We start from the raw sequence: 22828 nt of genomic DNA on the forward strand, positions 1-22828 counted from the left end.
GCGCCAGCCCGAGAGCCCGTCATACGAGATCCAGAGCGCGTCATATCAGAACTTCGACGAGCAGGAAACAGTATTGACCACCGATCAGTCCAATAACCTGAACATGATTCTGTCGGTACCGCTTGAGGTAACGGTAGAAATCGGCAGTACCAAGCGTAAAATCAAAGAAATCCTCGATTTTACCGCCGGTACGATCCTGGAGCTGGACAAACAGGCCGGTTCTCAGGTGGATATTTTTGTGAATGGTCAGCGGATTGCCAAGGGCGACGTTGTTGTTGTGGATGATTACTACGGAGTCCGTATTACTGAAATATCAAGTAATGTTGATATTATCAATGCTTTAAAATAAAGAATAAGGATTTCATCTTATAGGAGGAACGATCATGGGAAAGAAAATTATGCTGGTGGATGATGCTGCATTTATGCGGATGATGATTAAAGACACCTTGCAGAAGAACGGCTACACCGAAATTGTGGAGGCCGGCAACGGCGAGCAGGCTCTCGCAACTTACGCGGCTGAAAAGCCGGATTTGGTTCTGATGGACATCACCATGCCGGTGATGGACGGTCTGGAGGCGCTCCGCCGCCTCCGCGAGATGGACAGCAGCGCCAGGGTGGTTATGTGTTCGGCGATGGGCCAGGAAACCATGGTTGTGGACGCACTCAAGCTTGGCGCAAAGGATTTCATTGTGAAGCCCTTTAAGCCGGACCGTATCATGAAGACAGTTAACAGCATTTTAGGCTGATGCATATTCAAAGGGGGAGAGCGCATGGGTGACGACTTTTTCTCTTTGCTGTTCTCTCTGTTTGGCATAGCGATCATTCTGTTTGGCTGCTATGCGTTCAGCAAGTATGCCGCAAAGAAGATCAATACATTTTCCAATTCCCAGAATATTAAAATTCTGGAAAAGGTTCCTTTGTCGCAGGACAAAGGACTGGCCCTGGCGCAGATCTGCGGTAAGTATTACTTAATCGGCTTTTCCAGCCAGAGTATTGAAATTTTGCAGGAGCTTTCGGCCGATGAGCTGAAGCCGGAGGAAGAAAGCAGGCCGGCGGCCAGCTTTGTGAATCTGTTTCAGCAGGCCAGGAAAAACGGATGGAGCGTGAAATCGTTTGATGAGTTCAGGGGAGCCGAAGCCGGAAAAAGAAAAGGTAGAGGCCAAAACAGTGAAGACGAAGAGCCGTAAAAAAATTCTGGTAACGGCGCTGCTTTCGCTGGTGCTGATGGCTTTTCTCCCGGTTCAGGCGTCCGCCGCCTCCACCGGAATCCAGATCAACGGCAACGGGGTAGATACGCTCGAGATGATCCAGATGTTTTTGATTCTGGCTCTCGCACCGTCCATTCTGATCATGACGACGTGTTTTACGCGGATCATCATTGTGCTGTCGTTTTTGCGCAATGCGCTGGGCTTGCAGCAAACGCCCCCGAATCAGGTGCTGATCGGGATGGCCCTGTTCCTGTCGCTGTTCATCATGTCGCCGGTGCTCACGCAGATCAATGAGGACGCTTACCAGCCGTATAAAGAAGAGCAGATCACGCAGGAGCAGTTTGTTCAGAGGGCGGCTGTACCGATGAAGGAATTTATGCTCAAGCAGACCAAGAAGGATGATTTGAATCTGTTTTTGAACCTTTCCAAAACGGAAATCAAATCCGCGGAGGAAGCGCCCCTAACGGTGGTGATTCCCGCGTTTATGACCAGCGAGCTGCGCCGGGCTTTCCTGATCGGTTTTCTGATCTTTATCCCGTTTTTGATCATCGACATGGTGGTTTCCAGCACGCTGATGTCCATGGGTATGATCATGCTGCCGCCTGCTATCATTTCTCTGCCGTTCAAGCTGCTGCTGTTCGTTCTGGTAGATGGCTGGGGCCTGCTGTTCAAGACTCTGGTTGCCAGCTTTAACATGTAGCGTTGGCGCCACACTATTCGGAAGGATTTTTATTTCATGACGACATCTGAGATTATCGGGGTATTTCAGGCGGCGATTCTCGCCACCATGAAGCTTGCGCTGCCGATTCTGGTTTCCAGCGTGCTGATCGGCCTTGTGATAGCGGTGCTTCAGGCGGCGACACAGATTCACGAGCAGACACTCTCGTTTGTTCCGAAGCTCTTGATCATCGCCGTGGTGCTGATTCTGCTGGGGCCGTGGATGATGGAGGTCATGAGCGATTTTGTTACTTACATTTTCAGCTTGATCGCAAGCCTGAATTAGGGGCTGTTTGATCAACAAGTCCAAAAAAGGAGCAGAAAGGGTTCGGAATGTTAGATCTTGTCACTCTCAATTACAACGTAACTCTTTTGCTCCTGATTTTTATGCGTATGACGGGCTGTGTGGTATTCAGCCCGATTTTTGGGCGAACCAGTATCCCGGTGGTGATCCGGGTGGGCCTGACGCTCATGCTGTCGCTGTTTTCCTATCAGCTTGTTCCGGTGCGGACAGTGGTGCTTCCAAGCTTTCTCATCTTTTTTGTCACCATGCTGCGCGAGCTGCTGCTGGGCTTTCTGATCGGCTTTATCATTCAGATGTTTTTATCGGTGATTCTGATCAGCGGTGAAAATATGGACATGCAGATCGGTATCTCCATGTCGAAGATTTACGATCCGCAGAGCAACGTTTCCATGCCGATCTCCGGCTCCTTCATCAACGCGATGTTCTTTCTCCTCTTTTTTGCCACCGGTGCGCATCGAACGCTCATTCAGGTGTTTGTGCAGCTCTGTGTCATGGTTCCATATGGGGAGCTCGCCATCGATCGGCAGATTTTTTCCCATCTGGTGGAGCTGTTCCGCCTGATCCTGATCTACGCGGTGAAAATGTCGCTGCCGATCATGGCGTCGCAGCTGATTACGGAATTTGCGGTTGGTCTGGTCATGAAGGCCGTGCCCCGGCTGAACATTTTCATGATCAATATACAGATCAAGGTACTTCTGGGTTTTGGGATTCTCTTTCTGATGGCCGGGCCTTTGGCGTCCTTCCTTGAAAGGATGATCGACCTGATGTTTGATCAGATCGGCGGGGTTTACCGGATGCTGATGTAGCGCGGCGCCATTCCCGCTGATTCTGAAAGCGGTGCAAAAGGGGGGGATGACAATGCCGGACAGCAGTAAAACCGAAAAGGCTACCCCGAAAAAACGGGAAGACGAACGAAAAAAGGGTAATATTTTTCAAAGCACAGACATTGTCAGCGCTCTGAGCCTGCTGGTCATTTTTATGATTCTGCGCGCGACCCTGCCGCATTCCTACGAATTCATGCAGCAGTTTCTGACCCGCTATTTTTCTTACACCTCTTCGATGGACAGGATGACGCAGGCCACGGTCATCGATATTGCCAAGGACTGCACTGTGGCTATATTTTCTCTGGCGGGGCCGATCATGCTCGCTTCTATAGCGGCGGCGATTATCGGTACCGGCATACAGACGAAGCTGAAATTCTCGAAAGAAAAGATCAAGTTCAAATTCTCGAATATCAGCCCACTGCAGGGGCTCAAACGTATTTTTTCCCTTCGCTCTGTGGTGGAGCTGTTTAAATCCATCATCAAAATCGCGATTATGCTCTATTTGCTGTACACCTCGCTTCTGAGCATTTCGAATGATTTTACAAAGCTGATGTTTGCGGATGTCTACCAGGGAGTTCTGTTTATTCTGCGCAACATCATAAGCATTGTTTTAAAGCTGTGCGTCGCGTTTATCGCGATCTCCGCGCTGGATTACCTGTACCAGTGGTGGGAATACGAGCGGAATATCCGCATGTCAAAACAGGATTTGAAAGAAGAATACAAGCAGATGGAGGGCGACCCGTTCGTCAAGAGCCAGCAGCGCGAGCGCCGCAGAAAAATGTCGATGCAGCGCATGATGCAGCAGGTTCCCACGGCGGATGTGATTGTCAGAAACCCAACGCATTTTGCCGTTGCCCTTCGCTATGACATAGAGAAAGACGCCGCCCCGGTGGTGGTGGCAAAGGGGCAGGACTATTCGGCGCTGCGCATTATCGAGATCGCCGAAAAACACCATATCCCCATGACGGAAAATAAGCCCCTGGCTCAGGCACTGTACCGAGAGGTAGAGGTAGACCGGCCCATCCCGGCGGAATATTATGTGGTTCTGGCAGAAATTATGGCTTGGGTGTATTCCATGAAAAGAGGTTCAGCAGATATTGAAGGTTCTAAATAACGTTATAACAGTTTTTGTTATCATTATTATCGCTTTTATCATCATACCTCTTCCCACATTCTTTTTGGACATGATGTTCATTCTGAACATTACCTTGTCGATTCTGATTTTGCTGATGACCATGTACGTGAAAAACTCGCTGCAGTTTTCGGTTTTTCCGTCCATGCTTCTCATTACGACACTGTTCCGGCTTTCGCTGAACATTTCCTCCACGCGTCTGATCCTGAGGGAATCCGGCCATGCCGGACAGGTGATTTCCACGTTCGGCACGTTTGTTCTGGGCGGCAATATCGTCATTGGCTTTATTATCTTTCTGATCATCGTTCTGGTCAATTTCCTCGTCATCACGAAGGGCGCGGAACGCGTTTCCGAAGTTTCGGCCCGTTTTAAATTGGATGCAATGCCCGGCAAGCAGATGGCGATCGACGCGGATTTAAGCTCCGGCCTGATTTCGGAGGAAGTTGCCCTGACCCGCCGCAACGACATTCAGCGAGAGGCAGAATTCTACGGCGCCATGGATGGTGCCACCAAGTTCGTCAAGGGCGATGCGATTGCGTCCATCGTCATTACGCTCATCAACTTTCTGGGCGGCACCATTATCGGTATGGTGCAGGGCGGGCAGGATTTCGGCACGGTGCTGACGACCTACACGATCGCCACCGTCGGTGAGGGCCTGGTCTCTCAGCTTCCCGCACTTCTGATCTCTACCGCAACCGGTATGATCGTCACCCGCGCGGCGTCCGATTCCAGCCTGAGCGTGGACGTGGCCCGCCAGTTCTCATCGCAGCCTTTGGTTCTGCTGATTTCCGGTGTCGCGATCTCCTTTCTCTGCCTGATTCCCGGAATGCCGAAGCTCCAGATTCTGCTGATTGCCGGCACCATGATCACTCTGGGGATCGTGCTTCTCAGACACGCCCGACAGACGGAACAGGAGCAGGCGCTGGCTGTGGCAGGCGCAGGGCCCGGTGCGGCAGTTGGCGCTGAAGTGGAAGATGAAACTGCTTATTACAAGAATATTGATAACATATACGGTCTGCTGCAGATCGACCTGATCGAGATGGAGTTCGGGTACAGTATTATCCCGCTGGTCGATGAAAACAGCGGCAGCAGCTTTATCGACCGTCTGGTCACGTTCCGCAAGCAGTTTGCCGTTGAGATGGGCATGGTGATCCCGGCGGTGCGCCTGCGGGATAACGGGATGCTCAATCCCAATCAGTATGTGATCAAGGTCAAAGGGGAGGTCGTCAGCGAGGGTGAGGTTCTTATCGACTACTACCTGGCGCTGGACCCCGGCAACCTGACCGGCACGATCGATGGCATAGAGACCATCGAGCCCGCTTACGGAATCCCGAGCAAGTGGATCACTACCGACAAAAAGGAACTGGCGGAGATTTACGGCTACACGGTAATCGATCCCCTTTCCGTTGTCGTTACCCATCTGTCGGAAACGATCCGCAAGCATGCCTACGAGGTTCTCACTCGTCAGGATGCCATTCAGCTTCTGGAATCCGCGAAGAAGGCCGATTCTGCTCTGGTGGACGATGTGGTGCCGAATCTGGTGTCTTACAGCCGCCTGCAGAAGGTGCTGTGCGCCCTGCTCAAAGAGGGTGTGCCGATCCGCGACATGGAAACGATCCTCAGCACGCTTTCCGATTATGCCGCTACCGTGCGCGAAACAGAGGTTCTGACCGAATATGTGCGTCAGGCCCTGAAGAGAACCATCACCCGCAAATGGTCCGACGGCGGTCAGATCCGCGTCATTACGCTGGACAGCGAGGTGGAGCGCGTCATCGCGAATTCCATCAACCGCAACGATCAGGGCTCGTATCTGTCGATGGACCCACAGACAACGCAGACGATTATTACGAAGCTGCTTGACAGCATCAAGAAGGTCAAGGCCGTTATCAATGTGCCGATCATCCTGACCTCGCCGGTGGTGCGCATTTATTTCAGCAAGCTGCTCGAGCAGTTTTATCCCGGCGCGGTGGTGCTCTCTTTCAGTGAACTGAATTCCGACGTGCAGATACAGGCCGTGGCGAATATTACTCTGGAGCCGTAAACCGGTGTTTATCAGACGATCGAACCCGATCAAGGAGGTGAAACAGCTGGATGGAACGAGTAATCACGAAGCAGAAAACGACGGAAGACCTGTGGGAAGAATACCTTCAGAATAAAGAGGAAGATGTCCGCAATACGCTTGTCATCCGCTATGGGTATATCGTCAAATGCATTGCCCTGAAAACAGTGGGAGCCTACCAGCATTTCACTTATATGGATGATCTGGTCAATGAGGGACTGATCGCCCTGCTGGACGCGGTGGAAAAATTCGACCCGGAAAAAAAGGTCAAATTCGAAACCTATGCCTCCATTAAGGTGCGCGGCGCGATGATCGATTACATACGCAAGCAGGATTGCTTTCCTCGGCGCCTGAAACGGATCGCCAAGAACATCAGCGATGCGGAAAACACGCTCAGCTATGAGCTGGGCCGTTATCCCACAGAAAGCGAAATGGCGGAGCATCTGAACGTTTCCGTTGAGGAGTACCAGAAAATGCAGGCCGAAACCTGTGCGCTCTCCATGCTTTCTTTTGAAGAGATGATCTATGAAAAAGGCGTGGAAGATGTGCGGTTCAGCGTATCCAACGATTCCATTCAGGGACCGGAGCAGGTTGTGGCCGAAAAAGAGCTGCAGGTTGTTCTGGCGGAATACATTGAAAAGCTCAATGAAAAAGAGAAAATGGTCATTTCGCTTTATTATAAGGAACAGATGAAGATCAAAGAAATCTCGGCGGTCATGGGAATCAGCGACTCCCGCGTATCGCAGATTCACTCAAACGGATTAAAAAAGCTCAAGCGATTTTTGACGGAATACAATTCGTAAAGGAGACGATTCCTATGGAGAGAGGGTTTTACACACTGAGTTCCGGCATGCTGACCCAGTCCAGAAAGCTGACGGCGGTCAGTAATAACATTGCCAACGTAGAGACGGCCGGATATAAAAGGAACATTGTGACCTCTTCTACCTTCGGCAACCTGATGATTCACCGTCTGAACAATCAGGGCGATGTGCCGATCGGTGAAATGAGCATGATGACTGCGGCGGATCAGACGAATGTGATTCATTCCGAAGGGAGCCTGAAGGAAACCGGCCGCACGCTGGATTTCGCGATTACGGGCGAAGGCTTCTTCGCGGTTCAGAAGGACAACGGATTGGTATATACCCGCAACGGCAGCTTTAATGTGGATGAAGAGGGATACCTTGTCAGCCAAGACCTTGGCGGCCGCGTCATGGGAGCAAACGGCCCGATCCGCGTGGGAACAGACCAGTTTGATGCGGACGCGCAGGGGAATATCAGTGTCGGCGGCAATCAGGTTGGGTCTTTGGCTGTCTATCAGTTTGCGGATTACAATGACCTGAAATCTGCCGGGCAGGAATCCTTTACCGCAGCGGGAGGCGCTCAGCAGATGCAGTTCCCTCAGCTCAAATGGAAATATGTAGAGGGCTCGAATGTAGACGCTGCTCAGGAAATGACTGACGCCATTGCGATTCAAAGAGGGCTTCAGACCTGCACGCAGGCGCTGAAAATGTACGATCAGATTTTATCCCGCACCGTGACGGAGATCGGTAAGATATAAGATCGGTTTCATCGAAAGCAGCGCTTTCGATGTCAAATGAGAAACGGGTTTATTCAGAAAAGGGGAGAGGTACCCATGATCAATTCATTTTATACGGCGGCCACCGGCACCATCCAGATGCAGAAGGGAATGGATGTAACGGCCAACAATATTGCGAACGTTTCCACCACCGGCTTTCAGGCGCAGAAGGGCGCCTTTGCCGATCTGGTGTATACCAATATCCATGCGGCTGAAGGAACGGACTCTGACCTCGTTTCCGGTCACGGGACGAAGCTTGCAAAGACAGATACCCTCTTTGCCGCCAGTGCGCTGGAAAACACCTCGCGTTCCCTCGACTATGCTCTGCCGGAGGCGTATCAGTTTTTCGCCATTCGCTCCGGGGATACGGTAAAGTACACGCGCAACGGTAATTTCCATCTTTCCATGCAGGGGAACGCCAATTACCTGGTGTCTTCCGACGGCGGCTATGTACTGGGAGCGAACGGGCAGCCGATTCAGGTGACGGACGAGAGTGCGGCGGCCCCGGTGGGGGTGTTCACCTTCTCCAATTGTGACGGCCTGCAGAGAGAGGCCGGAACTTATTTTGTAGAGACAGAAGCCTCCGGCCAGGCTCAGGCGGTAAGGGACGCAGAGGTGCGGCAGGGATACCTGGAAAACTCCTCCGTGAGCCTGCCGGATGAAATGGCGACAATACTGGAAACGCAGCGTGCTTTCCAGCTCAACTCCAAAATGGTGCAGATTTCGGACGAAATTATGCAGACTGTCAACAGTCTGAGGTGATTTTATAGTCAATTCACTTTGAAAGCAGTTTTCCATAAGAACGGCAATTTCTTCCCTCATCGAAAACGGGGGAAGAAATCAACCGCTTTTTAAAGTGGCATTACTATATACTGTCAGAAAAGGGTGATGATTGTGTTTCCCAAGAGTTTGGCAAAGTTTTGGAACAAGAAAGAGAAGACAGATCAGGATGCGGTTCGATCCACGGAGGGCATGACAGAACAGCCCGAGGACCCTGACGAAGCCATACCGGCTTCCGAACCGGAACAGACGGCAGAACCGGAGCAGGCCGCGGAGTCGGAACAGGCGGCAGAATCGGAGCAGCCCTCTGAACCGAAAGAGATGACCGCGCTGGATCACATCAGGGAGCTGGAGCAGCTTCTCGGCATGGAACCGGAAAAACAGGAAAAACAGGTTCCGGAACAAAAAGCACAGGGAGAGGTGCCAACAAAGAGTGACCCGTCCGCGGAGGAATCCTCCGAACCTCCGATCCTCGATTTGAAGGTTTCTTCAAACGGCATGCGCGCTGTTTTAGAGGTCACACTTCATTCCCTGAACCAGAAGGTAACCCCCGAAGAAATTCTGGCGTTCTTAGAAAGGAAAAAGATTTCTTACGGGATTCTGGAGGAAGAGATTCGCGAGTATTGCAAACAGGCTAATTTTATGCAGTCTCTGGTGTGTGCGGTCGGAAAGCAGGTGCTGGACGAGAGCGACGGCCGCATCGAATATTATTTTGAAACCGATAAAGTGCTTCGCCCCATTCAGCGGAAAGACGGTTCCTTGGATTACCGGGAGCTTGGGCTGGTCAAAAACATTTCAAAGGGAGATTCTCTTTGCGCGTTGATACTGCCAAACCCGGGAAGCGACGGTATGGATGTTTTCGGCAAGGTTGTGCCATATCACAAAGGGGCGGTACCTGTTTTGCCCATTGGTGTAAATACGCAGGCTTCTGAGGATGGTCAAACATTGATTTCTATGGTGGACGGCACGATTGAAATGCTTCCGAATGCGATCAACGTCAATGAAATATTTATTGTCAAGGGCGATGTTGGCAGGGATTCCGGTAACGTTTCCGCCAAGTGCTCGGTTCTGATCCAGGGCGACGTAAAGAGCGGATTTTCTGTCAGCGCTGGAGGCGATATCACGGTTCGCGGAATTGTGGAGCACGCACACCTCGAGGCCGGCGGGAACATCGTGATTTCCCAGGGAATGAACGGCGGGGGAAGAGGCAGCCTGAAGGCCGGCGGCAATATCTCCGGTAAATTCTTTGAGAATGCGATTCTGGATGCACAGCACGAAATCTATGCCAGCATTATCATGAACAGCGTTGTTCGTGCCGGCGGATCGCTGATTCTGAATAAGGATATCGCAACGTTAGCCGGCGGTGAATGTACGGTGGGCTGCGGTGTTTATGCAAAAAACGTTGGGAATCCGTCCGGCAGTGTCACCAAGGTGCGAATTGAATCCCGGGAACTGAATGCCCTTTTAACGGAAAGCTCAAAAAAGCTGAAGAACCCCGAGGTTCTGCTCCATGAGCTGGACAATGCCCGCCGGGAGATGCGCGAATTTGAAGATCAGTTCGAGCGGCTGCATCAGCAGTTTATCCAGCAGCACCCGGAAGATGACGGCACAAAATTTGAGCAGGTGAACAAAGCGGCTGAAAAGAAGCGGATCCAGTTCTCCAAAAAGATTGAAGAACTGGAAGAACAGCATCAGCAGTCAGAAACTTCTTTAAATTCCTTCCTGAGCTATTCCATCATTGCCAAAGGCATGGTATACCCGGGGGTGAAGATGGAAATTGCCGGTTATACCTATAATGTGATCAAAGAAACAAGCTGCGCAAAATTTTATCTTACATATGGCAAGATTGAGTGGCGGCCTGCGACGCCAACTGATACGCCGGATACCATTAAGCATTAAACCCATGAAAAACAGATTCCGCTTCCAGGGCAGCACAGCGTTCCTGAGGCGGCGAAAGGAGTTGGAATTTTATGTTGAGCATTGACGAATTAAATGAAATACACCTGGACGTACTAAGAGAAATCGGAAATATCGGCGCTGGAAATGCAGCTACATCGCTCTCTCAAATGCTGAACGCAGAAGTCAACATGTCTGTGCCCAAGGTGCGGATTCTGGATATCAGCGACGCGGCCACCGCTCTTGGCGGCCCGGAAAACCCGGTCGTCGGGATTCTGACAAAGATTTCGGGGGAAATTGACGGGCTGATGATGTTTATCGTCGGACAGTCCTTTGCGGGGGCTGTGCTGGAAAGCCTGCTCGGCGAAAAGCAGGTCAGCTATGCCGCTCTGACAGAGATGCAGCTTTCTGCTATTTCCGAGATCGGCAATATTATGATTTCGGCCTATCTCGGGTCCATCAGTACCTTGTCTCAAATGTCCATCAAATCCTCTGTTCCGGCCATCGCGGTAGATATGGTCGGCGCTCTGCTGAGTGTGCCTGCCATTGAAATGCGCACCGTTTCGGATAAAATCATCTTCATTCAAGAGGATTTTCTCAGCTCTGCGGATGATATTACCTCCAATATGATGCTGATTCCGAGCATGGAATCGCTGGATAGATTAATGCAGAAATTAGGGATCCAATTATGAGCAATATGATAACCATCGGCATTTCCGATATGAAAGTAGTGAAGGGTGGTGAGCAGCTTGTCACATATGCGTTAGGTTCCTGTGTGGGTATTTGCCTGTACGATCCTCTGCGCAAGGTTGGCGGTCTGGGTCACATTATGCTTCCCAAATACCCTGCGGGAAACCCGAAAGAAAACAAATATCGGTTTGCTGATACCTGTATCACTGAAATGCTTCGGGAAATGGAACGGCTGGGCGCTTCTCGCGCCCAGCTCACGGCCAAAATCGCCGGGGGCGCCAAGATGTTCGAAGTTTCGGGGGACTCGGCCTTCGGCAATATCGGCCAGAGGAATGTAATGGCTGTTCGTGCCATGCTGGCCTATGAGAAGATTCCCATCAAAGCGCAGGACACCGGTCTGAACTACGGCAGAACCTTATATTTTACAACGGATGACGGCGTGATGACAATCAAATCCTTTGCGAATGGCGTAAAGGTCTATTGATCCCGGCGAAAAAAGCTTTCTATAAAATCCTGTAACGTGGATTTTAAAGAAAGCTTTTTTCCTAATCAAATTTCATTTCAAATGATTGTATGACTTCTCATGCGGGCAACAAAAAAGAGGAAACGGAAGATCCGTTTCCTCAGTCTGTATCTTTTCAGATCAGTCGCTGCTGAAGGGCAGCAAAGCGATATGACGGGAGCGTTTGATCGCAACAGTCAGTTCACGCTGATGATGTGCGCAGGTGCCGGTGACTCTGCGGGGCAGAATCTTTGCACGCTCTGAAATAAAGCGGCGCAGCTTCGCTACATCCTTATAATCGATGGTGTCGATCTTTTCTACGCAAAAACTACAAACCTTTTTGCGTCCCTTACGTCCGCCGCGACGATTGTCGCGCTCGGGCCGATCGTTTCTATCAGCCATGCCAAAAGCCTCCTTTTCTCAATTCAAAAAATAAAGTAAATACGTGAGAAAATCAGAACGGCAGATCGTCGTCTGTCGGGATTTCCTCAAAATCACCTGTGTTTCCGCTGGTGTAGGCGGGGGCAGAGGGCATCGGCGCATCGGAACGGCTGTAAGAGCCATATCCGGGGCTCGGAGCTCCACCTTCGCGTTTGGACTCCGCAAAATGCACGTTATCCGCCACGATTTCAAAAGCCTTGCGCTTGTTTCCGTCCTTGTCCTGATAGCTGCGGGTTTGAATCGAGCCCTGAACTGCAATTAACTGTCCCTTGCGGAAGTACTTGCATACAAACTCCGCGGTAGAACGCCATGCGACGATATCGATAAAATCCGCCTGACGCTCCGCGCCGGACTTAACATAAGACCGATCCACCGCAATCGTGAAGCTGGTGACGGCAATGTCACTGGTAGTGTGACGAAGCTCAGGGTCAGCAACCAGCCTGCCCATTAATACAGCCACGTTGAGCATATCGATCACTCTCTTTCAGCAGTTTCAGTTTTCTGGACTTCAACAGCCTTTTTCGGCTTTTCTTTCTTTACTTCTTTTTTGACAATGAGAGAACGAAGAACTCCGTCGGTGATCTTGTAGATACGATCCAGTTCCGCGATGAAGTCGGGAGCGCTGGTGAAGCTGATCAGGGTGTAGTAACCCTCGGTCTGCTTCTCAATGGGGTACGCAAAACGGCGTTTGCCCCACTCGTCCACAGAGTCGATCACAGCATTCTTTTCGATCAGAGTCTTAAACTTCTGAACATTTGTCTGGACTGCCTCTTCACCCTGTGTTGTAGACAGAATGAATACGGTTTCGTAAGAATTTTTTACATCTAGCATTTTAATTGCACCTCCTTCTGGACTTTGGCCCCAGCAGGACGCTGGAGCAAGGATTATGAAAAGCGCTGCCCTGTGGGGCAGGCCTAACAGATTAATTATATCAGCGAGGTTAAGGGGAGTCAAGCTATTTTTTCGCTCCGCAAGAATTTACTGGAAAAGTGATTCTTTCAAATAACGTGAATCAGAGAAAATCAAGCACTTATTCTCAAGCGGTGGGCATATCCCGCTTTTTATAAAGTATCTGCAATTTCCTTGATATACTTGCGGAAGCCTTCTCCAACCTCCGGATGCTCCAGCGCCACTTCCACCGTAGCCTGCAGAATGCCGAGCTTATTGCCCATATCATAGCGTTTGCCGGTGAACTCCACCGCGGTCATCCCCACGGTTTGGGCCAGCACGCGCATGGCGTCGGTCAGCTGGATTTCTCCGCCGCTTCCGGGCGGGGTACGATCAAGAATATCGAAAATCTCCGGCGGCAGCACGCAGCGCCCCAGAATGGAGTAGTACGAAAACACCTTATCGGGCGAGGGCTTTTCAATCATGTCGGTGCAGCGGAACAGGCGGTCGCGAACCGGTTCCACCTTCAGCGAGCTGTATCGGCCGATCACCTCGGGCGATACCTCGTTCACTCCCAGCACGCCCTTGCCGAATTCCTCATAGGCGCGGATCAGCTGGCCGCAGGCCGGGTCTTTTCCGATGATCACGTCGTCACCGTAAAGTACGGCAAACGGTTCGTTCCCAATAAAGGAGCGCGCACAGTTTACCGCGTGCCCAAGGCCGCGGGTTTCCTTCTGGCGCACAAAATAAATATTGGCCAAACGGGAAATCTCCACAATACTGTTGAGGGCAGCTTCTTTATCAGCGCCGCCCTTCGCCAGATGGGCTTCCAGCTCCGGAGCGCGGTCAAAATGGTCTTCAATCAGCCCTTTGCCGCGATTGGTAATGATCAAAATATCGGTAATGCCGGAATGAACGGCTTCCTCCACAATATACTGGATTGCCGGCTTATCCACAATGGGCAGCATTTCTTTCGGCATGGACTTTGAGACAGGAAGAACACGTGTGCCAAGCCCCGCGGCGGGGATGACAGCCTTCGTTATTTTCACAGAATTCCCTCCTACCGGTTATAATGAATAGAATAATTTTAGAATTAGATAACCCGCATCTAAAATAGGTAGCGGGTATTTCCCTCTTCGAGTTTCAAGGTTCTCTCAGCCGTCGGCAACTTGTTGCCATTCACGGCGTGAGGTTGTTATAACGAGAATGAAATGGCTAATCATTTTACCCTCAAAATAACAACATGTCCCCGCTCGAGGTTCTTATACAAAGAAATTCGGAAGATAAATAATAATAGAATAGCAGATGAGCAGGCATAAAGCCAGCGAAACATTCACGCCGCCGTTTTCCTGCAACGCTTTGTCGTACTCGGCTGCTATAGGGTATTCTGTTTTCAGCTTGCGGATACCTTCCACACAGTGCCGGTAATACAAACGGTTGCCTGCAAAACCGCAGTACATCATAATACCAGCCTGAATCAAAAGCGTAAGCAGAGGGGTGAACAGCAGGATAATGCTGCCCGGGTCAAGCAGGTATACAAGCTCAGTGACTTTCATCAGCTCTTCATAAGAAGGGTATACGCTGGTGCTCACTCCCGCCTGCTCATACAGTTTCATCAGCAGGGGAGAGGAATAATTCAGGGACACAAATGTGCTGATGACAAACAGAGCCGCCATCCACGCGGTAATGATCGTGCCGATCCGATACATTTTGCGGTACAGCATCCATCCACCCGAGAACAAAAAGGCCGAAAAACTGAAATGCCCACGGTTTGTCCTCTTTTTATGGAAGAAAACCGAAAGAAAATAAGAGGAATTGTTCTGAACAAATTTCGCGATTTCCCCGGCAGTGATATCGTCCTCGATGGGTTCGTCGGCCCGAATGGTGATGGGCGAAAAGGGGTTCGGCGCACTCTGGTACGGCGAATCGCCCTGCGCAGGGTCGAAAGGCGCATTGGGCGGGATGGGGCTGCCCGGATTCTGATACCCCGAATTCTGGTATGGATTCTGGTAGCCAGGCGGATCATTCCGGAAAGGCACCTGACCCTGGTGAGACGGCGAAGCCGCGTCCGACCGGTTCAGAGAAGAACCGCACCGGCTGCAGAACAGCGCGTCCGACGGATTATTTCTGCCGCAAACCGGGCATACAATCTCTGAATCCTTTTTAGGTGCGGCAGAATCCTCCGCGGGGGGAGTCCAGTATGTTCCGGTATTGTGCGTATCTGAAAACAGGCATTTGCCCTCTTTTTCATAACAGTGCCGATGGTAAGGCGCCCCGCAATCCGGGCAGACAACAATGTCATCGTCAGCCTGAAAGGGAATGCCGCAGACCGGGCATTTGATGCCAGTATACTTCATGCTTGAAAGCCTCCTGTAATAGATCGCCGGTGATCCATCCCCGGCGAGAGGATCTTTATATCCTTAATACAATTATTGTACCTAATTCTGCCGGAAACTGCAATCATTTCTTGCATAAGTTTTCAGTACGTTCACAGACTGACCAGGGGCAGAAAGATGGTTTTTCTTTACATTTGACCAAAAATAACTTATAATATTTTATTATTGTGCAGAAACAAAACTTTGATTTGTGATAGAAGGATGGTACGGATGCTGCAATTTGAGGAATTAAGGCTGGCGCTGGAAAAGCTCAGGCCGGACATTAACGACCTGGCGGATGCGCTTGGGCTGCAGGGCATGAAGGAAGAGATTTCGCAGCTGGACGAGCGGGCCGCGATGCCCGGTTTTTGGGACGACATGGAGCGTTCCCAGAAAATCCTTCAGCGTTCCAGCATGCTGAAGAATAAAATCGCCAATTATGAAAAACTGTGTTCTTCTCTGGAGGATGCGCTGGCTCTGGTAGAGCTGGCGGATGAAGCCGAGGATCTCTCTTTGCTGCCGGAGGCACAGCAGGAATACCAGAAAATACAGACGGAGCTGGAAGCGATTCGCCTGACAACCCTGCTCAAGGGGGAATACGACGCCAAGAACGCGATCTTAACCTTTCACGCGGGCGCGGGCGGAACAGAGGCGCAGGACTGGGCCTCGATGCTGTACCGCATGTACTGCCGCTGGGCGGAGCGCCACGGCTTTCAGGTCAAAACGCTGGATTATCTGGATGGGGAAGAAGCCGGCCTGAAGAGTGCTTCCATTTTAATTGAAGGCATAAACGCATACGGCTTTCTAAAGAGTGAGGCGGGTGTTCACCGTTTGGTGCGCGTGTCTCCCTTTGACGCGTCGGGCCGCCGCCATACTTCTTTCGCTTCGCTTGAGGTCATGCCGGAAATCGACAGCGATACCTCTGTGGAGATCAGCCCGGATGATATTGAAATGCAGGTATACCGCGCGAGCGGCGCGGGAGGACAGAAGGTCAATAAGACCTCTTCGGCCGTGCGTCTGACGCATAAGCCCACCGGCATCGTTGTTTCCTGCCAGGTGGAGCGCAGCCAGTACCAGAACCGCGATGTCGCGATGAAAATGCTGATTTCAAAGCTCGTTGAGATCAAAGAACGTGAGCATTTGGAAAAGATTGAGGATATTAAGGGCGATCAGAAGGAAATTGCCTGGGGCAGCCAGATCCGCTCTTATGTTTTCATGCCCTACACGCTGGCGAAGGATCACCGCACCGGCTTTGAAATGGGCAATATCTCCGCCGTGATGGACGGCGATCTGGATGGCTTTATCAACGCATATCTCAAGGCGCAGAATCTTGGCACATTGGGAGAAAACATCGAGTAAACAGGGGGCCGTGTCTTGTCTTTTGTGAAATCTAAGATGAATTCCCTGAAGAAGAACCAGTTTTTAAAAAACGTAGCGGTTCTCACCGGCGGCACAGCCGTGGCGCAGGTATTGCTGCCTTTTGCATTTATGCCGATTTTGGGGCGGCTTTACGGGCCGGAGCTTCAGGGTATTTATGGTATCTATGTGTACATCACCAGTATTACGCAGCAAATCGCCTGCTTCCGTTATGATTACGCCATTGTCGTGGCGGATAGTGATGAGGAGGCAGGCGGTGCCTTTGTACTCAGCGCTTTGCTGGCAGTTTTGTTTTCGGCACTGTTAGGGCTGATCATGTGGCCGTTTATTCCGCAGATCGGCACGCGCTTTCACCTGACGGGCGGTGCAGAAAACACTTTATGGATGGTTCCGCTGACAACATTAATCTGCGGCCTGACCACTGCGCTGAACTATTTTAATGTAAGGCATGAAAAGTATAAAGTAATTTCGGCTTCCAATATTATTCGTGTTTCCGTGATGATTGCGACCCAGCTTGTTTTGGGCTATCTTGGCGCGGGATATTGGGGCATGATTATTGGGCAGTTCCTTTCCTATTTCTTTGGCAACTTCCGTATGGTGATGACCCTCAAAGGGCGGATTCACCGTTATATGTTCCGCCTGCCTTTTTTAAAGAAGATTGCGCGTAAAAATGTGGCGTACCCCAAATATATGTTGCCCAGTGCCATCGCGAACAGCCTTTCGATGAATATGACGGGCCTGTTTGTTCAAATGCAGTTCGGCGGAATAATGAATGGCTATTACAGCCAGATTAACCGTCTGCTGGGTAATCCGCTTACACTGGTTTCCAGCGCGGTGTCCCAGGTGTTCCTGCGGGGCGCCTCGGCGGACAAGCACAACGGGGAAAAGCTGAGCAAGACCTTTTCCACGGTGACAAAATGGCTGACCATTTTGTCTATTTTCCCCTTCGGCTTCCTTTTGCTGTGGGGCGATCCGATTATTCCCTTGTTCCTCGGTCCGGAGTGGAAGCCGATTCCGGAATACCTGAAATACCTGATCCCGCTGTTCATGGTGCGGTTTGTTGTAACGCCTTTGACCAACAGTGCAATTGCACTCGGGCGGCAGAAGGCTACGATGGTCTGGCAATTCTTCCTGCTGATTACCGTATCGGTTCCGTCGCTGCTGACCTTTGTGATCCCCATGACGTTTGAACAGTATCTGCTGGCCGCATCCTTGCCGATGGCCGGTGCTTATCTGATTTTTTACCGCTTCTGCCAGACGATTGTCAGAAATGCAAAATAAGTAAAATGTGGAGAGGTAACTGAAATGCAACAAAAACAGAGTAAGCTGCGCCTGAAAGAGCGCTTCAGACAGATGACAGGCTACATGAAAAGCAACAAGCCTTTCTCCTATACGCTGGCCTTGCTGCTGGTTTCCCTGTTTTTTCTGGGAGTCAACACGTATCAGAATGTTTACAACGTTCTGATGAATGACGACGTGATCAACGAGGACGCCGTTAAGATTGAATTCCACGATAAAAACCTGGAACGCGAGGTGCGTAATCTGCTCGAGCGCCCCAAGGATGACATTTACGATGTGGATGTGGAGAAGATCAGTATTCTGACGATTCAGAATGTGCCGGTGAAGGATATTCAGGATTTGAAATACTTCAAGGGCCTTTCCAAGCTGACGATTTCTTCCGCAAAGATCACTGATGTCAGCGCGCTGAAGGATATTCCGTATCTCAAAGAACTTGATCTCTCCAGCAATCAGATTGCTGACGTCACTCCGCTGGGGCAGATCAATACCCTGCAGCGTCTGACACTGGCGGGCAACTATATTCGCGATATGTCTCCGCTGTACTCGCTGAAAAACCTGACGGAACTGAATCTGTCCGGCAACTCGATCATCGGCGTCACCTCGGATATCACAAAGCTGACAAATCTGAAAAGCCTGAATCTGTCTCGCAACCGCATTACCGATAACAGCGTTTTTTCGGGGATGCCGCAGCTGAATATTCTGAATCTTACCTCCAACCGCATCATGGTGGCCAAGCCCCTGACCGGTATGGATCAGTTGTACGAGTATTCTCTGGAGAGCAACTCTTTGACCACAATCGGTGATTTGGGCGATCTTCCTGTGCTGGAAAAGCTCAGTGTAGCGTCCAACTGTTTGACGGACATCAACTTTGCCTCAAAATATCCCTGGCTGTTGGAGCTGACGATCAGCCTGAACAACATTTCCTCTCTGGAGCCGCTGAAAAACAACACCGAGCTTCAGGTGCTGAAAATGCAGTACACCGACATTAAGGATGTTTCCATTCTGGAAAAGCTGCCGCAATTCAACTCCATTTTCCTGGATCCCGAATTCGACCGTTCGAAAATCCGCTTCTTGCAGGGCCGTTTCCGCAATGGCGACCTGCTGACAAAACAATATCTGCTGAACGAAAAATATGGCTTTGAGGAGACCGACGAATGATCTGGAAAGAGCTTATCGTTGTCCTTGGCCTTTTGATTTCGCTGATCTTGTTTAAAAAGGCATCGGCAACACTGAATATTGGAAAAATCAATCTGCTTTCTTATACGATGTACCTGTTTTTGCTGCAGACGTATATCGGTGCCGCCATGGTGTATCTGGGGGATCACAATCATTACACGATGAAGTACATTACGGTCGACAGCAGCTTTGACCTGATGTTCTACAGCGTTCTGCTTTCCGCGATTCTGTTCCCGCTGACCATCATCGTGCTTTACCAGTGCTTTCATATCGACATCAAACAGCGCTACAAAAGCTATTTGAAAAAGTCGGTTGAGGTGAAGCATGAGAGACTGGCCTTTTACGCGATTTCGGGCATCGGGTTTATCTGCTGTGTGATGCTTCTGATCTATATCATCAAGATCGGCTATTTCCCCTTGCTGCGCCTGGTGCGCACTCCGGCCGGCTTTGAGTTCGGCGTGGAGCGCCAGCGGATTTCGCAGATCGTGATCGTCAACAGCTACGTCAAAAACCTTTTGCTGGGGCTGTTTCTGCCGCTGCTGTCTTATGTCGCGTTTGCCTACGCAGTGGTACTCAAAAAATTCTGGTGGTGGGCTCTTACCGCTGTGTTAGTAGGCTCGGCCATCGTTTCCGCGACCATCAATTTTGAGAAATCCCCAGTGCTGTTCTACCTGTTTGTGCTGCTCCTGATCCTCATGTATGAGCGCGGCGGCATCTCCCGCAGGGTGGTGTTCGGTTTTGGCGCTGCCATGGCTCTGTTCATCGTATTTATTTATGGGCGGATGGGGTACAGTTTTACCTCCGGCGACAGCAACTTTTATAACGGCCCGATCGGCCGCACGCTGTTTACCCAGGTGGGCACGCTGACGATGCACTTTGACTTGTTCCCGACGATCTTCCCGTTTCTGCATGGCCGCAGCCTGTCGCCGACGGCGATGCACCTGTTGGGCATCGACGGGAGCTATGTCCGTTCCGCCAAGCTGGTCATGGATTTTTACGGTTCCGAGAAAGTGTACGACGGTACCGGCGGCGTGATGAACGCCTTTTATATCGGCGAGGCCTACGCGAATTTCGGCTTCTGGGGGATGGTTCTCTCCATCGTGTATATGGGGCTTGTGATGGGCGTTCTGTTTTATGCGTTTACCCGTCTGCGTAAAACCCCTTATCAGCTGGCACTGACCGCGATGCTCACCAGCCGCCTGGCGCTGGCGACACAGGGCGGGTTCGTAGACTTTATTTACAATTTTCAAACCTATCTTCTGTTGTTCTTCCTGGTGGCCGGGCATTTCGCCCCCTGGATTTGGGAACGCCTGTCGCCCCGTGCGCCGGCGGGCCTGATCAAGCTGTTGGATCGTCTCGAGGGAAAAGAAAAGAAGGCGGCGGGAAAATCATGACGATTTTATACCTGACTTATATTGATTTTGGGGATTTCCAGTCCGGCTCGTCCGTTCGTCCGCAGATGATGTATGAGGCGTTTCTGTCTCTTGGCTGCGAGGTCAAGCTCTTACAGGCGCAGCAGAACCGCCGCGAGCAGCGCCGCCATGCGGTGGAGGAGATCAACCGCTGGCTCGATACAAACCGGCCCGACTTTTGTTATGTAGAGAGCCCCTCCGGCCCGATTTTCCATGGCTTTGACCGAAAGCTCATCCGTCGGGTACACAAAATGGGAATTCCGGTCGGGTATTTTTACCGGGACGCCGCTTTCCGTTTTGACGAGGTGTTCATCCCCGGCAGAAAGAGCCTCAAGCAGCACGTGATTGCGTGGATGTCGGAGCGCGACGTGCGGTTTCTCAAAAAGAATACGGACCTTGTTTACCTGCCTACCGAGAGCATGGAGCAGTATTTTGATTTCCCGCATGTGGCATTTCTGCCGCCGGCCTGTATGGGCAGCCGCGGCAATAAGCTGGGGAAACTTCCCGGCAAGCGCAGCATTTATGTAGGCGGAGTCTCGAAGCGCTACGGTACGGACACCTTGCTGAAAGCCTTTGATCTGCTCAATGGGGACGGGGACGAGTTCCCGCTCACGCTGGTCTGCCGTCCGCAGGGAGTCGCCTATATTGAAGAGAAGGTTCGGAACAAGCCCTGGCTGAAGCTGGTACATGCTTCCGGCGCAAAAGAGCTGGCTCCGCTGTATGAGCAGGCGGATTTGGCCCTTTATCCCATCGAAAAGAATGCGTATAATGATTTTGCGTTCTCCGTCAAGCTGATGGAATACCTAGAATACGGCCTGCCGATGGTGGCGGTAAACTGTACGGAAACCGAAAAGTTTATCCAGAAATATTCGCTGGGGCTCGTGTGCGAAAACGATCCCACGGATTTTGCAGAGAAAGTATCCGAGCTGCTCAGAGATACCGAGCTGTATGCCCACTGTGCGAAAAATGCCGCACAGGCGGTGCAGGGAAACCTCTGGACAGACCGGGCAAAAACCGTCCTTGCAGATTTGGGCGGCAGTCAGGGGGAGAAGCAGGCATGAAAATAGCGTTTGTGTCGGCGGCCAGCTCCAGCCATACGGTCAAGTGGGTGAACGCCCTATGTAAAAGAGGGCATAAGGTACGGCTGTATTCGCTGCCGGAGCATGAAAACCGCCAGAAAAACCTGAATCCCGAGGTAGAAGTAGTATATCTGGGCAAGAGCGGGTTTGCCGGGTATTTTTTGAACGGCGGCGAGCTGCGCCGTGATCTGGCGGACTTTGCGCCCGATGTCATCAATGCCCATTATGCTAGCGGCTACGGTACGCTGGTTCGTATGGCACGCTCGCACCCGCTGGTGCTGTCTGTATGGGGCAGCGACGTGTATGAGTTTCCGCTGAAAAGCCCGGTGCATAAGTTTCTGGTAGCCGGTAACCTGAAGGCCGCGGATGTTGTGGCTTCTACCAGCGAGGTGATGGCGAATCAGGTACGTCGTGTCTTTGGGGAACAGCGCAAAATCTGGATTACCCCTTTCGGCGTGGACTGTTCACAGTTTTCTCCGCAGCCGCAGGAGCATGACGGCTTTTGCGTCGGTGCGGTGAAAGCGCTGGAGGATGTCTACGGCATGGATGACCTGATCCGCGCGTTCGCGCTGTTTGTGCAGAAAGCACCGCCGGGCTCGTATTCCCTGAAGATTTACGGGAAAGGCAGCCGGCAGGAGTCGCTACAGCAGCTGATCGATTCGCTTGGTCTTTCTAAGTGCGCGAGTCTGTGCGGCGTGATCCCCAATCCGCAGGTGCCGAAGGTGTTGAGCAGTATGGACGCGGTCTGTCTGCCGAGCCGTTCCGAGAGCTTCGGTGTTTCGGCTGTAGAGGCAATGGCCTGCGGCGTTCCCGTGGTGGCCAGCAATGTAGACGGCTTTTTGGAGACTGTGGAGGATGGCGTCACCGGCTTTCTGGCTCCCTGCGGGGATGTGGAAGCACTGGCGGAGCATCTGCTGAGACTCTGTCAGGATACCGCGTTGCGCAGCCAGATGGGCGAGTCGGGCCGTGAGCGGGTACTTCGTCTGTTTGACTTTAAAAAGAATGTGGAGCAGATGGAGCAGGTTTACGAAGCCGCGATTGCAGAACATAAAAAGGGGCTGTAAATGGGCCTCTGAAAAACATACAAACCATT

25 protein-coding genes are annotated in these 22828 nt (G+C 51.4%); 20 read left to right on the forward strand and 5 right to left on the reverse strand.

Annotation, left to right across the window (positions count from 1 at the left end; genetic code table 11):
- From fliN to TY09_RS12020, 14 genes are all read left to right on the forward strand, one after another.
- The coding region (gene fliN / locus TY09_RS11955; RefSeq protein ID WP_042434726.1) for a flagellar motor switch protein FliN at window positions 1-349 on the forward strand (349 nt) is incomplete at its 5' end.
- 34 nt (window positions 350-383) lie between these two features.
- Entirely contained in the window at window positions 384-746 is a 363-nt protein-coding gene (locus tag TY09_RS11960; protein WP_009063593.1) for a response regulator, read from the forward strand.
- Window positions 747-770: 24 nt separating this feature from the next.
- Window positions 771-1187, forward strand: coding sequence for a FliO/MopB family protein (locus TY09_RS11965; protein WP_009063996.1), 417 nt, complete (start codon window positions 771-773; stop codon window positions 1185-1187).
- Complete coding sequence (gene fliP / locus TY09_RS11970) at window positions 1117-1908, forward strand: flagellar type III secretion system pore protein FliP (RefSeq protein ID WP_407650446.1); 792 nt, start codon at window positions 1117-1119, stop codon at window positions 1906-1908. Before TY09_RS11965 ends, fliP begins: the two co-directional genes overlap by 71 nt.
- Before the next feature lie 36 nt (window positions 1909-1944).
- Window positions 1945-2211: a flagellar biosynthesis protein FliQ gene (fliQ, locus tag TY09_RS11975; RefSeq protein ID WP_009063977.1), complete on the forward strand. Its 267-nt coding sequence runs from the start codon at window positions 1945-1947 to the stop codon at window positions 2209-2211.
- Window positions 2212-2258: 47 nt separating this feature from the next.
- On the forward strand, window positions 2259-3035 hold the full coding sequence (locus TY09_RS11980; protein ID WP_009063970.1) for a flagellar biosynthetic protein FliR: 777 nt from the start codon (window positions 2259-2261) through the stop codon (window positions 3033-3035).
- Window positions 3036-3087: 52 nt separating this feature from the next.
- Entirely contained in the window at window positions 3088-4167 is a 1080-nt protein-coding gene (flhB, locus tag TY09_RS11985) for a flagellar biosynthesis protein FlhB (RefSeq protein ID WP_042434730.1), read from the forward strand.
- Window positions 4151-6226, forward strand: coding sequence for a flagellar biosynthesis protein FlhA (gene flhA / locus TY09_RS11990; protein ID WP_042434734.1), 2076 nt, complete (start codon window positions 4151-4153; stop codon window positions 6224-6226). Before flhB ends, flhA begins: the two co-directional genes overlap by 17 nt.
- 50 nt (window positions 6227-6276) lie before the next feature.
- A complete protein-coding gene (locus TY09_RS11995) occupies window positions 6277-7047 on the forward strand; it encodes a sigma-70 family RNA polymerase sigma factor (RefSeq protein ID WP_009064210.1) in 771 nt (256 codons plus the stop codon).
- Between the two features lie 14 nt (window positions 7048-7061).
- A complete protein-coding gene (gene flgF / locus TY09_RS12000) occupies window positions 7062-7802 on the forward strand; it encodes a flagellar basal-body rod protein FlgF (protein ID WP_042434737.1) in 741 nt (246 codons plus the stop codon).
- A 75-nt stretch (window positions 7803-7877) separates the two neighbouring features.
- The gene (locus tag TY09_RS12005; RefSeq protein WP_009063930.1) at window positions 7878-8582 is read left to right on the forward strand and encodes a flagellar hook-basal body protein; all 705 of its coding nucleotides are present in this window, start codon (window positions 7878-7880) and stop codon (window positions 8580-8582) included.
- A 126-nt stretch (window positions 8583-8708) separates the two neighbouring features.
- The gene (locus TY09_RS12010; protein ID WP_042434740.1) at window positions 8709-10499 is read left to right on the forward strand and encodes a FapA family protein; all 1791 of its coding nucleotides are present in this window, start codon (window positions 8709-8711) and stop codon (window positions 10497-10499) included.
- Between the two features lie 71 nt (window positions 10500-10570).
- The gene (locus TY09_RS12015; protein ID WP_009064325.1) at window positions 10571-11188 is read left to right on the forward strand and encodes a chemotaxis protein CheC; all 618 of its coding nucleotides are present in this window, start codon (window positions 10571-10573) and stop codon (window positions 11186-11188) included.
- Window positions 11185-11670, forward strand: a complete 486-nt coding sequence (locus TY09_RS12020) for a chemotaxis protein CheD (RefSeq protein ID WP_035316888.1) — start codon at window positions 11185-11187, stop codon at window positions 11668-11670. The genes TY09_RS12015 and TY09_RS12020 overlap by 4 nt, the downstream gene beginning before the upstream one ends.
- Window positions 11671-11829: 159 nt before the next feature.
- Here the strand turns inward: TY09_RS12020 and rpsR are convergent, their stop codons facing one another.
- The 5 genes from rpsR to TY09_RS12045 all read right to left on the reverse strand — a co-directional run bounded on the left by rpsR (window position 11830) and on the right by TY09_RS12045 (window position 15374).
- The gene (gene rpsR / locus TY09_RS12025) at window positions 11830-12090 is read right to left on the reverse strand and encodes a 30S ribosomal protein S18 (RefSeq protein WP_009064239.1); all 261 of its coding nucleotides are present in this window, start codon (window positions 12088-12090) and stop codon (window positions 11830-11832) included.
- Between the two features lie 52 nt (window positions 12091-12142).
- Window positions 12143-12598 carry a single-stranded DNA-binding protein gene (locus TY09_RS12030; RefSeq protein ID WP_009063460.1) on the reverse strand — a complete coding sequence of 152 codons (456 nt, stop codon included), beginning with the start codon at window positions 12596-12598 and terminating at the stop codon, window positions 12143-12145.
- 5 nt (window positions 12599-12603) lie between these two features.
- The gene (gene rpsF / locus TY09_RS12035; RefSeq protein ID WP_042434743.1) at window positions 12604-12960 is read right to left on the reverse strand and encodes a 30S ribosomal protein S6; all 357 of its coding nucleotides are present in this window, start codon (window positions 12958-12960) and stop codon (window positions 12604-12606) included.
- 230 nt (window positions 12961-13190) lie between these two features.
- On the reverse strand, window positions 13191-14066 hold the full coding sequence (locus TY09_RS12040) for a UTP--glucose-1-phosphate uridylyltransferase (protein ID WP_042434746.1): 876 nt from the start codon (window positions 14064-14066) through the stop codon (window positions 13191-13193).
- Window positions 14067-14279: 213 nt separating this feature from the next.
- Complete coding sequence (locus TY09_RS12045) at window positions 14280-15374, reverse strand: RING finger protein (RefSeq protein WP_042434750.1); 1095 nt, start codon at window positions 15372-15374, stop codon at window positions 14280-14282.
- A 249-nt stretch (window positions 15375-15623) separates the two neighbouring features.
- On the opposite strand from TY09_RS12045, the gene prfB reads away from it, so the two are divergent.
- Genes prfB through TY09_RS12075 form a run of 6 tightly spaced genes read left to right on the forward strand, consistent with a single transcriptional unit; the run spans window position 15624 to window position 22799 of the window.
- A complete protein-coding gene (prfB, locus tag TY09_RS12050) occupies window positions 15624-16751 on the forward strand; it encodes a peptide chain release factor 2 (protein WP_009063670.1) in 1128 nt (375 codons plus the stop codon).
- A gap of 24 nt (window positions 16752-16775) precedes the next feature.
- Window positions 16776-18050, forward strand: a complete 1275-nt coding sequence (locus tag TY09_RS12055) for a lipopolysaccharide biosynthesis protein (protein ID WP_242841493.1) — start codon at window positions 16776-16778, stop codon at window positions 18048-18050.
- A gap of 24 nt (window positions 18051-18074) precedes the next feature.
- Window positions 18075-19226, forward strand: coding sequence for a leucine-rich repeat domain-containing protein (locus TY09_RS12060; protein ID WP_009063997.1), 1152 nt, complete (start codon window positions 18075-18077; stop codon window positions 19224-19226).
- On the forward strand, window positions 19223-20638 hold the full coding sequence (locus TY09_RS12065) for an oligosaccharide repeat unit polymerase (protein WP_042434756.1): 1416 nt from the start codon (window positions 19223-19225) through the stop codon (window positions 20636-20638). The genes TY09_RS12060 and TY09_RS12065 overlap by 4 nt, the downstream gene beginning before the upstream one ends.
- A complete protein-coding gene (locus TY09_RS12070; RefSeq protein ID WP_042434759.1) occupies window positions 20635-21717 on the forward strand; it encodes a glycosyltransferase in 1083 nt (360 codons plus the stop codon). The genes TY09_RS12065 and TY09_RS12070 overlap by 4 nt, the downstream gene beginning before the upstream one ends.
- Complete coding sequence (locus TY09_RS12075; protein WP_042434762.1) at window positions 21714-22799, forward strand: glycosyltransferase; 1086 nt, start codon at window positions 21714-21716, stop codon at window positions 22797-22799. The genes TY09_RS12070 and TY09_RS12075 overlap by 4 nt, the downstream gene beginning before the upstream one ends.
- Window positions 22800-22828: the final 29 nt, after the last annotated feature.

The organism is Faecalispora jeddahensis (assembly GCF_000577335.1).
Taxonomy (GTDB): domain Bacteria; phylum Bacillota; class Clostridia; order Oscillospirales; family Acutalibacteraceae; genus Faecalispora; species Faecalispora jeddahensis.

What these genes read in the sequence shown, in the direction of transcription:
- TY09_RS11960 (WP_009063593.1), top strand. Translation starts at nt 384, where the DNA reads ATGGGAAAGAAAATTATGCTGGTGGATGATGCTGCATTTATGCGGATG.
- TY09_RS11965 (WP_009063996.1), top strand. Translation starts at nt 771, where the DNA reads ATGGGTGACGACTTTTTCTCTTTGCTGTTCTCTCTGTTTGGCATAGCG.
- fliP (WP_407650446.1), top strand. Translation starts at nt 1,117, where the DNA reads ATGAGTTCAGGGGAGCCGAAGCCGGAAAAAGAAAAGGTAGAGGCCAAA.
- fliQ (WP_009063977.1), top strand. Translation starts at nt 1,945, where the DNA reads ATGACGACATCTGAGATTATCGGGGTATTTCAGGCGGCGATTCTCGCC.
- TY09_RS11980 (WP_009063970.1), top strand. Translation starts at nt 2,259, where the DNA reads ATGTTAGATCTTGTCACTCTCAATTACAACGTAACTCTTTTGCTCCTG.
- flhB (WP_042434730.1), top strand. Translation starts at nt 3,088, where the DNA reads ATGCCGGACAGCAGTAAAACCGAAAAGGCTACCCCGAAAAAACGGGAA.
- TY09_RS11995 (WP_009064210.1), top strand. Translation starts at nt 6,277, where the DNA reads ATGGAACGAGTAATCACGAAGCAGAAAACGACGGAAGACCTGTGGGAA.
- flgF (WP_042434737.1), top strand. Translation starts at nt 7,062, where the DNA reads ATGGAGAGAGGGTTTTACACACTGAGTTCCGGCATGCTGACCCAGTCC.
- TY09_RS12005 (WP_009063930.1), top strand. Translation starts at nt 7,878, where the DNA reads ATGATCAATTCATTTTATACGGCGGCCACCGGCACCATCCAGATGCAG.
- TY09_RS12010 (WP_042434740.1), top strand. Translation starts at nt 8,709, where the DNA reads ATGATTGTGTTTCCCAAGAGTTTGGCAAAGTTTTGGAACAAGAAAGAG.
- TY09_RS12015 (WP_009064325.1), top strand. Translation starts at nt 10,571, where the DNA reads ATGTTGAGCATTGACGAATTAAATGAAATACACCTGGACGTACTAAGA.
- TY09_RS12020 (WP_035316888.1), top strand. Translation starts at nt 11,185, where the DNA reads ATGAGCAATATGATAACCATCGGCATTTCCGATATGAAAGTAGTGAAG.
- rpsR (WP_009064239.1), bottom strand. Translation starts at nt 12,090, where the DNA reads ATGGCTGATAGAAACGATCGGCCCGAGCGCGACAATCGTCGCGGCGGA.
- TY09_RS12030 (WP_009063460.1), bottom strand. Translation starts at nt 12,598, where the DNA reads ATGCTCAACGTGGCTGTATTAATGGGCAGGCTGGTTGCTGACCCTGAG.
- rpsF (WP_042434743.1), bottom strand. Translation starts at nt 12,960, where the DNA reads ATGCTAGATGTAAAAAATTCTTACGAAACCGTATTCATTCTGTCTACA.
- TY09_RS12045 (WP_042434750.1), bottom strand. Translation starts at nt 15,374, where the DNA reads ATGAAGTATACTGGCATCAAATGCCCGGTCTGCGGCATTCCCTTTCAG.
- prfB (WP_009063670.1), top strand. Translation starts at nt 15,624, where the DNA reads ATGCTGCAATTTGAGGAATTAAGGCTGGCGCTGGAAAAGCTCAGGCCG.
- TY09_RS12060 (WP_009063997.1), top strand. Translation starts at nt 18,075, where the DNA reads ATGCAACAAAAACAGAGTAAGCTGCGCCTGAAAGAGCGCTTCAGACAG.
- TY09_RS12065 (WP_042434756.1), top strand. Translation starts at nt 19,223, where the DNA reads ATGATCTGGAAAGAGCTTATCGTTGTCCTTGGCCTTTTGATTTCGCTG.
- TY09_RS12070 (WP_042434759.1), top strand. Translation starts at nt 20,635, where the DNA reads ATGACGATTTTATACCTGACTTATATTGATTTTGGGGATTTCCAGTCC.
- TY09_RS12075 (WP_042434762.1), top strand. Translation starts at nt 21,714, where the DNA reads ATGAAAATAGCGTTTGTGTCGGCGGCCAGCTCCAGCCATACGGTCAAG.